General features: G+C 58.6%; 10 protein-coding genes. 3 read left to right on the top strand and 7 right to left on the bottom strand.

Annotation, left to right across the window (positions count from 1 at the left end; translation table 11 throughout):
• The first annotated feature begins 79 nt into the window (after nt 1-79).
• On the top strand, nt 80-2503 hold the full coding sequence (locus CUN63_RS28650) for an autotransporter outer membrane beta-barrel domain-containing protein (protein ID WP_256657620.1): 2424 nt from the start codon (nt 80-82) through the stop codon (nt 2501-2503).
• Nucleotides 2504-2582: 79 nt separating this feature from the next.
• Here CUN63_RS28650 and CUN63_RS28645 read toward each other — a convergent pair whose 3' ends face one another.
• The 4 genes from CUN63_RS28645 to CUN63_RS28625 all read right to left on the bottom strand — a co-directional run bounded on the left by CUN63_RS28645 (nt 2583) and on the right by CUN63_RS28625 (nt 8516).
• The gene (locus CUN63_RS28645) at nt 2583-3050 is read right to left on the bottom strand and encodes a hypothetical protein (protein ID WP_129444465.1); all 468 of its coding nucleotides are present in this window, start codon (nt 3048-3050) and stop codon (nt 2583-2585) included.
• A 362-nt stretch (nt 3051-3412) separates the two neighbouring features.
• Nucleotides 3413-4054, bottom strand: coding sequence for a DUF1345 domain-containing protein (locus CUN63_RS28640; RefSeq protein ID WP_129444463.1), 642 nt, complete (start codon nt 4052-4054; stop codon nt 3413-3415).
• Between the two features lie 190 nt (nt 4055-4244).
• Complete coding sequence (locus tag CUN63_RS28630; protein ID WP_129444461.1) at nt 4245-7343, bottom strand: efflux RND transporter permease subunit; 3099 nt, start codon at nt 7341-7343, stop codon at nt 4245-4247.
• A gap of 15 nt (nt 7344-7358) precedes the next feature.
• Nucleotides 7359-8516, bottom strand: a complete 1158-nt coding sequence (locus tag CUN63_RS28625) for an efflux RND transporter periplasmic adaptor subunit (protein WP_129444459.1) — start codon at nt 8514-8516, stop codon at nt 7359-7361.
• A 268-nt stretch (nt 8517-8784) separates the two neighbouring features.
• On the opposite strand from CUN63_RS28625, the gene CUN63_RS28620 reads away from it, so the two are divergent.
• Complete coding sequence (locus CUN63_RS28620; RefSeq protein ID WP_008155184.1) at nt 8785-9486, top strand: response regulator transcription factor; 702 nt, start codon at nt 8785-8787, stop codon at nt 9484-9486.
• Nucleotides 9487-9490: 4 nt separating this feature from the next.
• A complete protein-coding gene (locus tag CUN63_RS28615; protein ID WP_129444457.1) occupies nt 9491-10792 on the top strand; it encodes an ATP-binding protein in 1302 nt (433 codons plus the stop codon).
• Nucleotides 10793-10979: 187 nt separating this feature from the next.
• Here the strand turns inward: CUN63_RS28615 and pncA are convergent, their stop codons facing one another.
• Genes pncA through CUN63_RS28600 form a run of 3 tightly spaced genes read right to left on the bottom strand, consistent with a single transcriptional unit; the run spans nt 10980 to nt 12930 of the window.
• The gene (gene pncA, locus CUN63_RS28610; RefSeq protein WP_129444455.1) at nt 10980-11609 is read right to left on the bottom strand and encodes a bifunctional nicotinamidase/pyrazinamidase; all 630 of its coding nucleotides are present in this window, start codon (nt 11607-11609) and stop codon (nt 10980-10982) included.
• A gap of 50 nt (nt 11610-11659) precedes the next feature.
• Complete coding sequence (locus CUN63_RS28605; protein WP_129444453.1) at nt 11660-12436, bottom strand: anti-sigma factor; 777 nt, start codon at nt 12434-12436, stop codon at nt 11660-11662.
• On the bottom strand, nt 12433-12930 hold the full coding sequence (locus tag CUN63_RS28600) for a sigma-70 family RNA polymerase sigma factor (RefSeq protein ID WP_129444451.1): 498 nt from the start codon (nt 12928-12930) through the stop codon (nt 12433-12435). The genes CUN63_RS28605 and CUN63_RS28600 overlap by 4 nt, the downstream gene beginning before the upstream one ends.
• Between the last annotated feature and the right edge of the window lie 47 nt (nt 12931-12977).

Raw genomic sequence — 12977 nt, 5'->3', positions numbered from 1 at the left:
TTTTTCCTATTGCAGTAGGTAACATATTCCTATTGTTTTCGCAGAGTATTCCTACATACCAGGGTTGCGGATGGTTGTAGTGTGCCGACGTTTACGGACGGCATCCGCTCGTTCTCAAATTTCATTTCTTCGTTCTTCAGGGAACAAAAAATCGGAAAACTCTTTTATGTGGTCAAAAAAATATGCCACCCAAATAACGATGACGAAAATGTGGCTGGGTGGTTCCTCGCTGTGTTTTTTTCCATTGTTGATGTCTCAGACAGTAAACGCCGGAACATTGGTAGGCGGCACTCAAACGATTACAAATGGCTCCAGCGTGGAGCAATGGGTTCTTTCTCAAAATGCTACTTTGAACGTCGACGGGGCTCAGACGCTCAATGTCACCGCGTTTGAATCGACGTTGAATGCGAGTGGTGCGGTGACTCAACAGATCTCGGCCAGTCGCGGGTCTACGGTCAGCCTGATCAACACGACTGTAGTTGGAGGTAATGCACGTGCGGGATTGGAACTTGTCAACAGCACTGCCACGATCAACGGCAGTGCAATCAGCGGCAATCGGCTGGGCTTGCAGGTGGGGCATGCTGTCGGCACGAACACTGGCTCAAGTGCCACGCTGACAGACAGCAGCGTCATCGGTGTAACGGGAGGCGCTCGCGTAACGGCCTTCAGCACACTTGCCCTGGATAAGTCGACGCTAGAGGGCACGGGGACGGGCAGTACCGGCCTCACTTTGCTCAGTGGTGCAACGACTGCGGTAAATGGCTCACACATTATTGGCGCACAAAACGGCGTGACATTGGGATTGGAAGCTGCGGGTTTACCGGCCAGTCAATTGCGACTGGATCAATCGAGTGTCGAAGGCAAGAGCGGCGCAGCCATCGTAGTCGACAACGCCGGCATATCGGCGCCCGTATCTCGAATTGATGTTCTCAATGGGTCAACACTGGGCGGTAGTAACGGAACGATTCTGGACGTCAGGGGCTCGAGCGATGCTGCACTTAACGTGGAGCACAGTGCCCTGACAGGCAGTGTCCTGGTATCTGATAACAGCAATACTTCATTGAATTTTACCCGCGCTTCGCTGATAGGAGATGTGAGCGCTGATGCGGGTAGCACTGCGACTGTCTCGCTACAGCAGGGTTCGCAGTTGAGCGGTGTCCTGAATGGTGTTGGCACGGCTGGCATTGATGCCACGTCCAGGTGGAACCTGACGGGCAACAGCCAGGTCGGTGACCTTGTGCTGAACGGTGGCACGGTGAAACTGGGTGCTGATAACGATTTTTTCCAATTGAGTGTCCATAACCTGTCTGGAAGCGGTTTGTTTGAGATGGGGGTCAACTTCACTACCAATCAAAGTGATTCTCTAAATGTCACCGGTACCGCAACCGGTGATCATCAATTGCTGATTACCAGTACCGGCAGCGAACCAGCCAGCGGCCAGCCCATCCAGGTTGTTCACACCGCAGGTGGGGATGCCCGATTCTCGTTGGCCAATGCTGAGGGTCAAGTTGATCTGGGGACGTTTTCCTATGGGTTGAAACAGGGCGGAACCGGCAATGACTGGTTCCTGGATCCTGAGAGTCGCACGATAAGCCCCTCCACTCGTGCAGTGGCGGCTTTGTTTAATACCGCTCCAACCGTTTGGTACGGTGAATTGACCTCATTGCGCAGTCGTATGGGAGAACTGCGTTTCAACCCGGACAAATCAGGCGCTTGGCTCAGAGCCTATGGCAACAAGTACAACGCCAGTGACGCTTTTGGTGATGGCTACCGACAATCCCAGCAAGGTTTTACATTGGGCGCCGATGCTCCCCTGCATTTGGGTGACGGGCAGTGGTTATTGGGGGTAATGGCCGGCCATAGTTCCGCTGATCTGGATTTGCACCGTGGCACATCCGGTACGATTAAGAGCTACTACCTGGGTACTTACCTGACCTGGATGGATGACGTCAGTGGCTACTATGTCGACAGCATGCTCAAACTCAATCGGTTCCAGAACGATGCAAAGGTCGGGATGACTGACGGCAAACGTTCCAAAGGCGACTATGACAACAGCGCCATCGGTGGCTCTGTGGAAGTGGGGCGCCATATCAAGTTGGAGAAAAGCTACTTCATCGAACCTTTCACTCAGTGGTCCGCGGTGGTAATTCAGGGCAAGGATTACAAACTGGATAATGGCTTGCAGGCCGAAGGCGATCGTACACGTTCCTTGCTCGGCAAGGCCGGGGTCACAGTCGGGCGTGATTTGCAGCTGAATGGCGGTACTAAATTACAGCCTTATGTTCGAGGGGCATTCGCCCATGAGTTTTCGACGAACAACGAAGTCAAGGTCAATAATAACGTGTTCAACAATGATCTTTCAGGGTCGAGGGCTGAGGTCGGGGCGGGCATTGCAATCAATCTGTCGGGACGTTGGCAAGCGCATGCAGAAATTGAATACATGAATGGTAAGAATATTGAAATGCCAATGGGAGGCACTGTGGGCGTGCAATTCAAGTGGTAGAGGGCTGTTACGCATATCCAGGCTTGTAAATAGGTATAAAAGGGCCAGGGTTGAATGCCGAGGCCCTTATTTTTTCGGTTTAGCGAATGAGCGTCGGGCTGGAACGACTAAGAACTGTATTGAAGTGCCCTGTGCACAAATAATGTCCGGCCCCATCAGATTTATCTATGTCAGCATTGAAATTGCCAATGAAGGTCATATTTTCGAGATTCAATGTATATTGGATCGTCCCTGCTCTGGCTTTTTGAAGAGTTGGGTTGTTCAAGTCTTCATAGTTGTTATAGAAAAGCGAGACCTCATCATCGCCGTCAGTGATTTTCCCGATGTTACTTTGAATGTCTTTTGAAAATGTGATGGTGAAAGTTTTTACATTGTTGTCTCTCCGATCAGTCGCAATCACGACCCAAATTTCACCTCGACCTGGGGTTGACGAGCTTCTTAGTTCGGTCAGTGTGGCGACAAAGTTAGAGCTATCTTCCAGATTTGCAGTAAATACTTCATCCAGAGCTGAAGGGGCACAGCGAGCTTTCAAGGCGGTGTTGCTCATGATTACACTCTCCATATTTTTAGCAGGGAAGTCCAGGCCACATCTTTCGATGTGAAATGCCTGGATGTTTCATATAAGACCAATATCAATATTTTGTAAACTGTCAGATATAGCAGCTATACAAAATGCTGGTTTTGTGTTTGGTGGTTGTTGTTTTGTGGGGTTCTATTTACAACTGGCGAACATTAATTCGATTTTTTATAACCAGATTGCTGACATTGCAGCAGCCAGTAATATAGCTGCTGGTATTTTTAGAAGCATTTCAAGGCTTGCCGGAGGTCGAGGTTGGTATCGGCATACGGGTACTTGCGAGCTTTGGTGTCACAAGCGGCAGTCACGGTTCCTGTCGGTTGGTGTAACTGTCAGCCAAACAGTCCCGCCGCGATGTTGATCGAGAACCCGAGAATGGCCGTGTTGAACAGAAAGCCGATCAGCGACTGCGCCAGGACAATCTTGCGCAAATCCCGAGTTGCCACGCCAACATCGGACGTCTGGACCGCCGCGCTGATGGTGAAAGAGAAATACAGGAAGTCCCAGTAATTGGGCGTTGTCAGACCTTCAGCAAAACGCAGTGCCGGGTCTTTGCCGCCCCAGGTGTAGAACAGACGGGCGTAGTGCACGCTGAAAATTACCCCGATCAGCAGCCATGAACCGATGACCGTCAACGCGGTAAAACCGTAATGCAGCAGCTTGCGGGCCGTTTCCAGGTCCTTGCTGTCGGCCAGCTCGAAGGTGATGGTCGCCAGGCTGGCAATTGCGGCGACGCATACAACAAACAGCACCAGCCCGGCGTTTTCGTCTTCGACCTCGGCAATGCGCTTCACGTCCGGCGCTTTGGCGCGCGCGGTGAGCCAGAGCATCAGGATCAGGTAAGTCCAGACCCCGGTGTTCCAGCCGATGAGGATTTTGCTGATGATCGAGTCGGCTGGTGTCAGAATGCCTGCCGCAACGCCGAGAGTGAAGGCGGCGGACAGGCGAGGGTGGGTGCGGGCGAGGAAGGGCATGTGAACTCGATGCGTCAGGGCTTTGCAAACACCTTAGCCCAGCGCAGTTCGTTGTGACCACCAAGCTGTAGGCGATGAGGCCTCCTGTGGGAGCGAGCTTGCTCGCGATGACGGCGTAACAGCCAACATAGATATCGACTTTTATGGCCTCATCGCGAGCAAGCTCGCTCCCACAGTGATGGGTGTCGGGTCAGATATCCGTGCTCCGCTTGCGGACCAATTTCATCACCACCACAAAAAACACCGGCACAAACACCACCGCCAGCGTCGCCGTGATCATCCCGCCAATCACCCCGGTGCCGATCGCTTGCTGGCTTGCCGAGCTGGCACCGGTGGCAATCGCCAACGGCACCACGCCGAGGATGAACGCCAGCGACGTCATGACAATCGGCCGCAGTCGCAGGCGCGCGGCTTGCAGCGTTGCGTCGATCAGGTCGTGGCCTTCGTCGTACAGGCTCTTGGCGAACTCGATGATCAGGATCGCGTTCTTCGCCGACAGCCCGATGATGGTGATCAGCCCGACCTTGAAGAACACGTCGTTGGGCATCCCGCGCAAGGTCACGGCCAATACCGCGCCGAGCACGCCGAGCGGCACCACCAGCAGCACCGAGGTCGGAATCGACCAGCTCTCATACAACGCCGCCAGACACAGAAACACGATCAATAGCGACAGCCCGAGCAGGATCGGCGCCTGACTGCCGGATAACCGTTCCTGCAATGACAACCCGGTCCATTCCTGCCCCAATCCCGCCGGGCCAAGTGCAACCAGTCGTTCGATTTCCGCCATGGCTTCGCCGGTGCTGTAACCGGGCGACGGTTCGCCGGAAATGCTGATCGCCGGGTAGCCGTTGTAGCGAGTCAATTGCGCCGGGCCCTGAGTCCATTTGGCCTGGACGAAGGCCGACAACGGCACCATTTTTCCGGCGCTGTTGCGTACGTGAATCTTCAGCAGATCGGCGACCTGACTGCGCTGATCGCCTTCGGCCTGAACCACCACCCGCTGCATCCGCCCCTGGTTGGGGAAGTCGTTGATGTAGGCCGAACCGACGGCGGTGGACAGCACATTGCCAATGTCGGCAAAGGAAACACCCAGCGCGTTGGCCTGTTTGCGGTCGACTTCCAGTTGCACCTGCGGCGCTTCGGCCAGGGCGCTTTCGCGCACGTTCATCAGGATCGGACTTTTCTCGGCGGCAGCGAGCAATTCACTGCGTGCCTGCATCAGCGTGGCATGGCCAAGACCGCCACGGTCCTGCAGGCGGAACTCGAAACCGCTGGAGGTGCCAAGACCGTCAACCGGCGGCGGCAGTACCGCGAACGCTACGGCGTCCTTGATCTGGCTCAACGCGATGTTGGCGCGATCGGCAATCGAACTGGCTGAGTCGTCGCTGCCCCGTTCAGACCAATCCTTGAGCGTGGTAAACGCCAACGCCGCGTTCTGACCGCTGCCGGAGAAGCTGAAACCGAGAATCACCGTGCTGTCGCCAACGCCGGGTTCAGTGGCGTTGTGGGCTTCGATCTGCTCGACCACCTGCACTGTTCGGTTCTTGCTTGCACCCGGCGGCAACTGAATGTCGGTGATGGTGTATCCCTGATCCTCCACCGGCAGGAACGAGGAGGGCAGTCGACTGAAGCACACGCCCAATCCGATCAGCAGTACGCCGTAGATCAGCAGGTAACGGCCAGAGCGTTTCAACGCATAGGCGACCCAGCCCTGATAACGCTCGGTCAGTTGCTCGAAACGCCGGTTGAACCAGCCGAAGAACCCGCGCTTCTCGTGATGTTCGCCCTTGGCAATCGGCTTGAGCAACGTTGCGCACAGTGCCGGGGTCAAGGTCAGGGCGAGGAACGCCGAGAACAGAATCGAGGTGGCCATCGACAAGGAGAATTGCCGGTAAATCACCCCGACCGAACCCTGCATGAACGCCATCGGAATGAACACCGCCACCAGCACCAGCGTGATGCCGATGATTGCGCCGGTGATCTGCTTCATCGCCTTGCGCGTTGCCTCTTTGGGCGACAGGCCCTCGGTGGCCATGATCCGCTCGACGTTTTCCACCACCACAATCGCGTCATCCACCAGGATGCCGATAGCCAGTACCATGCCGAACATGGTCAGCACGTTGATCGAGAAGCCGAGGGCCAACATGGTCGCAAAGGTGCCCATCAGCGCCACCGGCACCACCAGGGTCGGAATCAGCGTGTAGCGGATGTTTTGCAGGAACAGGAACATCACCGCAAACACCAGCAACATCGCCTCGCCGAGGGTGTAAACCACCTTGGTGATCGAGACTTTGACGAAGGGCGAGGTGTCATACGGGATCTTGTATTCCACGCCAGCCGGGAAGTAGCTCGCCAGCTCGTCCATCTTCGCCCGCACCAACGTGGCAGTGCTCAAGGCATTGGCGCCCGGTGCCAACTGCACGCTGACGGCAGTCGACGGTTTGCCGTTGAGGCGGGTGGAGAACTGATATTCCTGACTGCCGATCTCGACGCGCGCCACGTCTTTGATGCGCACAGTTGAGCCGTCAGGATTGGCTTTCAGGACAATGTCGGCGAATTCTTCCGGCGTCGACAACTGGCCTTTGACCAGAATAGTCGCGGTGATTTCCTGGGTGGTGCGGGTCGGCAAATCGCCGATGCTGCCGGCCGACACTTGCGCGTTCTGCGCGACGATGGCGGCATTGACGTCAGCCGGGGTCAGGTTAAAACCGATCAGCTTCTGCGGGTCGATCCAGATTCGCATCGCCCGTTCGGCACCGTACAACTGCGCCTTGCCGACGCCGTCCAGACGCTTTATCTCGTTCATCACGTTGCGCGCCAGGTAATCGCTGAGCGCCACGTCGTCGAGCTTGCCGTCGCTGGAGGTGAGGGTGATCAGCAGCAGGAAACCGGCGGAAACTTTCTCCACCTGCAAACCCTGCTGCGTCACCGCTTGAGGCAGGCGCGACTCGACCACTTTCAGACGGTTTTGCACATCGACCTGAGCCATTTCCGGGTCAGTGCCCGGCTGGAACGTCGCAGTGATGGTGGCACTGCCGAGGCTGCTCTGGGATTCGAAATACAGCAGATGGTCCGCGCCGTTGAGTTCTTCCTCGATCAGGCTGACCACGCTTTCGTCCACGGTTTGCGCCGAAGCACCGGGGTACACGGCGTAGATTTCGACTTTCGGCGGCGCTACGTTGGGGTATTGCGCCACCGGCAACTGTGGAATGGCCAAGGCGCCGGCCAACAGGATGAACAGGGCAACCACCCAGGCGAACACCGGGCGATCGATAAAGAACTGCGGCATAAAGAAGCGTCCTGCTTACTGACCAGAAGCCTGGGCAAGTGGAAGAGGGGTGTCGTCGATCTGCACTTTTTCACCGGGACGGGCGTGTTGCAGGCCTTCGGTGACGATGCGATCACCGGGCTTGAGCCCGGCGGTGACGATCCAGCGATCGTTCTGCACGGCGCCCAGTTCGACCGGTTGCTGGCCGACCCGCTGTTCGGCGTCGAGCAACAGCACTTGGGCGATGCCGGCACTGTCACGCTGGATGGCCCGTTGCGGCACGCTGATGCCTTGCTGATTGACCGCTTGCTCCAGACGCACGCGAACGAAGCTGCCCGGCAGCAAGTCGAGGTCCGGGTTGGGAAATTCGCTGCGCAGAATGATCTGACCGGTGCCGGGGTCGACGGTGATGTCGGCGAACAGCAACTTGCCGGGCAACGGATAGAGACTGCCGTCGTCCTGGATCAGCGTGGCTTTGGCCTGGTCCTGACCGACCTGCTGCAACTGGCCGGAACGGAACGCCCGGCGCAGGTCGTTGAGTTCGCGGGTCGATTGGGTGAGGTCGGCATGAATCGGGTTCAGTTGCTGAATCAATGCCAGCGGTGTGGTTTCGTTCTGCCCGACCAGTGCGCCTTCGGTCACCAACGCGCGGCCGATGCGCCCGGAGATCGGCGCCGTGACCGTGGCGTAACCCAGGTTGAGTTTCGCCCGCTCCACGGCGGCTTTGTTCGCGGCGACGTCGGCAGCGGTTTGCCGGGCACTGGCCCGGGCGTTGTCATAATCCTGGCCGCTGATGGCATTGCCTTCGATCAACTGCGCGTAACGCTGCTCTTGCAGGCGCGCCTGGAACGCATTGGCTTCAGCCTTGCGCAGCGCCGCTTCGGCACTGTCCAGGTCAGCCTTGAACGGCGCCGGGTCGATACGGAACAACACTTCGCCTTTTTTCACATCGCTGCCTTCACGGAACGCCCGTTGCAACACCACCCCGGCAACCCGGGCGCGGACTTCGGCAATGCGTGGCGCGGCAATCCGCCCGCTCAATTCGCTGGTGATCGACAGGGGGCTGGCTTGGATGGTCTCGATACGAACCGTGGCCAGAGGCGCCTGTTCTTCGTCCGTCGAGGCCTTGTCACAAGCGCTCAGCGTCACCGCCAGTGCAATCAGGCTGAGCCTGGCAAGCAGATTCTTTGACATGTAATACCCCAATAATGACCCCCCAGCATCCTACGGGGAGGCGACGAGGGTAGCGGTGAAGCTTTGTAGGCGCTGTGTGAAATTGTGTAAGGGTTTTACTCAGGCACGGGCGAGGGCGTATATCCTTGGCAGCTTGATTCCTTTTGCGACTGTCAGGCCGCCTTCGCGAGCAAGCCCGCTCCCACATTTTGAAATGCATTCCCCTGTGGGAGCGAGCTTGCTCGCGATAGCGGTGTATCAGGCGCTACAGCACCTTCTGGAAACACCCATGCCCAACATCCTCCTGGTCGAAGACGACACCGCGCTCTCCGAATTGATTGCCAGTTACCTGGAACGCAACGGCTATAGCGTCAGCGTGATCAGCCGTGGTGACCATGTGCGCGAACGTGCGCGGGTCAATCCGCCGGACCTGGTGATCCTCGACCTGATGCTGCCGGGGCTCGATGGCCTGCAAGTCTGCCGCTTGCTGCGCGCCGATTCGGCCACGTTGCCGATCCTGATGCTCACCGCCCGCGATGACAGCCACGATCAGGTGCTGGGCCTGGAAATGGGCGCCGACGACTACGTCACCAAACCCTGTGAACCGCGGGTGTTGCTGGCCCGGGTGCGGACTTTGTTGCGGCGTAGCAGCCTGACTGAACCGCAGACGGCCAACGACCGCATTCTGATGGGCAATCTGTGCATCGACCTGTCCGAGCGCACCGTGACCTGGCGCGAGCAGTTGGTCGAACTGTCCAGCGGCGAATACAACCTGCTGGTGGTGCTCGCCCGGCATGCCGGCGAAGTGCTCAGTCGCGACCAGATTCTGCAACGCCTGCGCGGCATCGAGTTCAATGGCACCGACCGCTCGGTGGACGTGGCGATTTCCAAGCTGCGCCGCAAGTTCGACGACCACGCCGGCGAGGCGCGCAAGATCAAGACCGTGTGGGGCAAGGGTTATCTGTTCAGCCGTTCCGAGTGGGAATGCTGAGTCGATGTTCAGAATCCTGTTTCGCCTGTACCTGGTGACCATCGTTTCGTACAGCGCGGCGATCTATCTGGTGCCTGACGTGGTGATCAAGGTCTTCCAGGAGCGCTTTGTCACCTACAACCTCGATTATTCGCGCGGGCTGCAAACCCTCATCGTCAAACAGTTTCACGCCGTGCCCCCGGAACAGTGGCCGGCATTGGCCGCAGAGATGGACAAGGAATTCAAGCCGCTGCACATCGTCCTGACCGGTAACGACGATGCCGATTTCACCCCTGATGAGCGCAAGCGTCTGCAGCGTGGCGAGAACGTCGTGCGCATTGGCGACTGGGGCTGGCGCACCCTGGCGGTGTCGCCGCTGAACGAGCGGACGGTGGTGGAGATGGTCGTGCCGCCGGACCCGATGGACGTCAGCCTGTTGTACTGGAGCATCAACGTGCTGATCGGCGCTACCATGCTCGCCTGCCTGTTGCTGTGGTTGCGCCCGCACTGGCGCGACCTGGAACGCCTCAAAGGTACGGCTGAACGTTTCGGTAAGGGTCACCTCGGCGAGCGCACGCAGATTTCCCCAAGCTCCAACATCGGCAGCCTGGCCAATGTCTTCGACACCATGGCTGGCGATATCGAGAACCTGCTTAACCAGCAGCGCGACCTGCTCAATGCCGTCTCTCACGAATTGCGCACGCCCCTGACACGACTGGATTTCGGCCTGGCGCTGGCACTGTCCGACGATTTACCCGCCGCCAGTCGCGAGCGTCTGCAAGGTCTGGTCGCGCACATTCGCGAACTCGATGAGTTGGTGCTGGAACTGCTGTCCTACAGCCGCCTGCAAAACCCGGCGCGGTTGCCGGAGCAGGTCGAAGTGTCGCTGGATGAATTTATCGACAGCATCCTTGGCAGTGTCGACGAAGAACTGGAATCCCCGGACATCGTTATCGATGTGCTCTTGCACGGACAACTTGAACGCTTCGCCCTCGACCCAAGGCTGACCGCCCGTGCTATTCAGAACCTGCTACGCAATGCGATGCGCTACTGCGAAAAACGCATTCAGATTGGTGTGCGGGTGTGTGCCAAGGGGGCTGAAATCTGGGTGGACGATGACGGGATCGGTATTCCGGATGAGGAGCGTGAGCGGATTTTCGAACCGTTCTATCGGCTGGATCGCAGTCGGGATCGGGCCACGGGAGGCTTCGGTCTGGGGTTGGCAATCAGTCGGCGGGCGCTGGAAGCCCAGGGCGGCACACTGACTGTGGAACCGTCGCCATTGGGCGGCGCACGGTTCCGTTTGTGGCTGCCCACCTCAGCCTGACGCATTTTTTGTAGCAGCTGCCGAGCCCGCGAGGCTGCGTTCGAGCCGGGGTCGCGCTCGACCGAAGTCCTCGCCAACCCGACGGATGCGGTTTTCCTGGAAGAACGGGGTGCCTGACTTTACGACTGCTTCGCAGCCGAACGCAGCCGAACGCAGCCTCGCGCTGCTCGACAGCTGCTACAGGGGGTTAACCTGGCACTTCGGTGGATTCAATCAACCCAACCCCAGCCACCTGCATCCGCTCGATCGCCGCGGCCAGTGAGCCGTCCAGATCAATCGCCCGACACGCATCCAACACCACAAACGCGTTAAACCCTGCCGCCCGCGCATCCAGTGCGGAAAACATCACGCAGAAATCGAGTGCCAGCCCAACCAGATAAACCGTGTCGATACCGCGTTCCTTCAAGTACCCGGCCAAGCCTGTGGTGGTCGTTCGGTCCGCCTCCAGAAACGCCGAGTAACTGTCGATGTCCGGGTTGCAGCCCTTGCGGATGATCAATTGGGCTTGGGGCAGGTCCAGATCCTTGTGCAACTCGGCACCGGGCGTGGCTCGCACGCAATGGTCCGGCCAGAGCGTCTGTTCGCCATAAGGCAGTTGAATGACGTCATAAGGCGCGCGGCCCGGGTGGCTGGAGGCGAAGGACGCATGTCCGGCCGGGTGCCAGTCCTGGGCGATGATGACTTGAGTGAACCGGGCGCCGAGGCGGTTGATCAGCGGGACGATCCGGTCGCCCTCCGGCACCGGTAGATGGCCGCCGGGGATGAAGTCGTTCTGTACGTCGATGACCAGCAAAGCAGTGCGTGAAGAAATCGGCATGGGTAGGTTCCTCCTTGGAATTGGGACACCCAGCATAGTGACAAATGAGATCACGCACTAAGCCGGCCTCTCAACAATTTCGCCATGTCCTCCAGATCCGCCACCGGGTTATGCCCGATCAACATCCAGGCATGTTGCATGTCAGCCCAATAGACAATGTTCATCCCGTACCGGCGCTCCTGGGCGAAATGCCGGCTGCCGCTGTTGGAGCGGGTGACGCACAGCGCCATGGGGCCGTGGGCCGGGTCCAGGTAGGTAATCTGGGCAATGGCGACACCGTCGTACTCGAGGATTTGCGCGCGCTTGAACTCGGACCGTGGCAGGGTCAGTTTCGCCGGCACAAGATTCAGGCCAAGACGCGCATCGATGGTCCGCAGTTGCGCCTGCTGAGCGGCTTCGTCAGTGGGCAAGTGGTCCAGGGTTTGCGGCACGTAAAGCGACATGTACTCGGCCACCAGCCCGCGCCAGTTTTCCTTTTGCTGACTCAACTGCCAACCGAGGAACAGCCGATCCGCTACCACACCGCTCACCACCAATCCGGCGGCCGCTGCGAGAAACCAGCGCCGATTCATGGCCGGGCGTTCAGGTGAAGGCAAGGTGTCGAGCATCGATTGCAAGCGATCCACGGGCGCCTGTCGACCCAACTCGTCGTAGGCCTCCTTGAACGGCAGGCTGCTGCGGGCCAGCCATTGCAGGCGCAGGTTGAGCGTTGGGTCATCAAGGATGGCCGCGTCGATACGGGTGCGCTGTTCGCTGTCGAGCTGGTTGTCGAGGTAGGCCACCAGTTGCTCATCCGAGGGTATCGTCGGTCGTGCGCTGTCGTTCATCGACGTTCTCCAGTGGAAGGGTTCGGCACAGTGTGCAATGGCGGATACTCGGCCAGTTTCGCGCGTGCGGCGGCCAGGCGACTCATGACCGTGCCGATGGGCACGTCCAGGACCTCGGCCACTTCGCGGTAGGACAAACCCTCGACGTAGGCGAGAAACACCGTTTCGCGCTGGGCTTCGGGCAGGCCATCCACACGCCTGATCACCTGAGCCGCGAGGACATGGGTTTGCGCCGCGTATTCACCATCGAACGACAAGGCGTTGTCGGCATCCACCAGCCCCTGTCCATGACGCACCCTTCGGGAGCGGACTTCGTTGAGCCAGATCGAGTGCAGAATACTCAGCAACCAGCGGTCCATGCGGCTGCCCGGGACAAACTGCCCGGCACGCTCGAGCGCCCGCACGCAGGTGGCCTGCACCAGGTCTTCGGCGACATGCCGTTGCCGGGACAACAGCAAGCCGTAGCGCCATAAACGCGCCAGGTGCTGCCCCAGTTCTGTCCGTATTGCCTGATCGCTGGCGATGGCGACCTCCGTCTGCT

It is taken from the genome of Pseudomonas sp. ACM7, from assembly GCF_004136015.1.
GTDB lineage: Bacteria > Pseudomonadota > Gammaproteobacteria > Pseudomonadales > Pseudomonadaceae > Aquipseudomonas > Aquipseudomonas frigoris.
This window is presented reverse-complemented; position numbering and strand designations above follow the sequence as displayed.

What these genes read in the sequence shown, in the direction of transcription:
- CUN63_RS28645 (WP_129444465.1), bottom strand. Translation starts at nt 3,050, where the DNA reads ATGAGCAACACCGCCTTGAAAGCTCGCTGTGCCCCTTCAGCTCTGGAT.
- CUN63_RS28640 (WP_129444463.1), bottom strand. Translation starts at nt 4,054, where the DNA reads ATGCCCTTCCTCGCCCGCACCCACCCTCGCCTGTCCGCCGCCTTCACT.
- CUN63_RS28630 (WP_129444461.1), bottom strand. Translation starts at nt 7,343, where the DNA reads ATGCCGCAGTTCTTTATCGATCGCCCGGTGTTCGCCTGGGTGGTTGCC.
- CUN63_RS28625 (WP_129444459.1), bottom strand. Translation starts at nt 8,516, where the DNA reads ATGTCAAAGAATCTGCTTGCCAGGCTCAGCCTGATTGCACTGGCGGTG.
- CUN63_RS28620 (WP_008155184.1), top strand. Translation starts at nt 8,785, where the DNA reads ATGCCCAACATCCTCCTGGTCGAAGACGACACCGCGCTCTCCGAATTG.
- CUN63_RS28615 (WP_129444457.1), top strand. Translation starts at nt 9,491, where the DNA reads ATGTTCAGAATCCTGTTTCGCCTGTACCTGGTGACCATCGTTTCGTAC.
- pncA (WP_129444455.1), bottom strand. Translation starts at nt 11,609, where the DNA reads ATGCCGATTTCTTCACGCACTGCTTTGCTGGTCATCGACGTACAGAAC.
- CUN63_RS28605 (WP_129444453.1), bottom strand. Translation starts at nt 12,436, where the DNA reads ATGAACGACAGCGCACGACCGACGATACCCTCGGATGAGCAACTGGTG.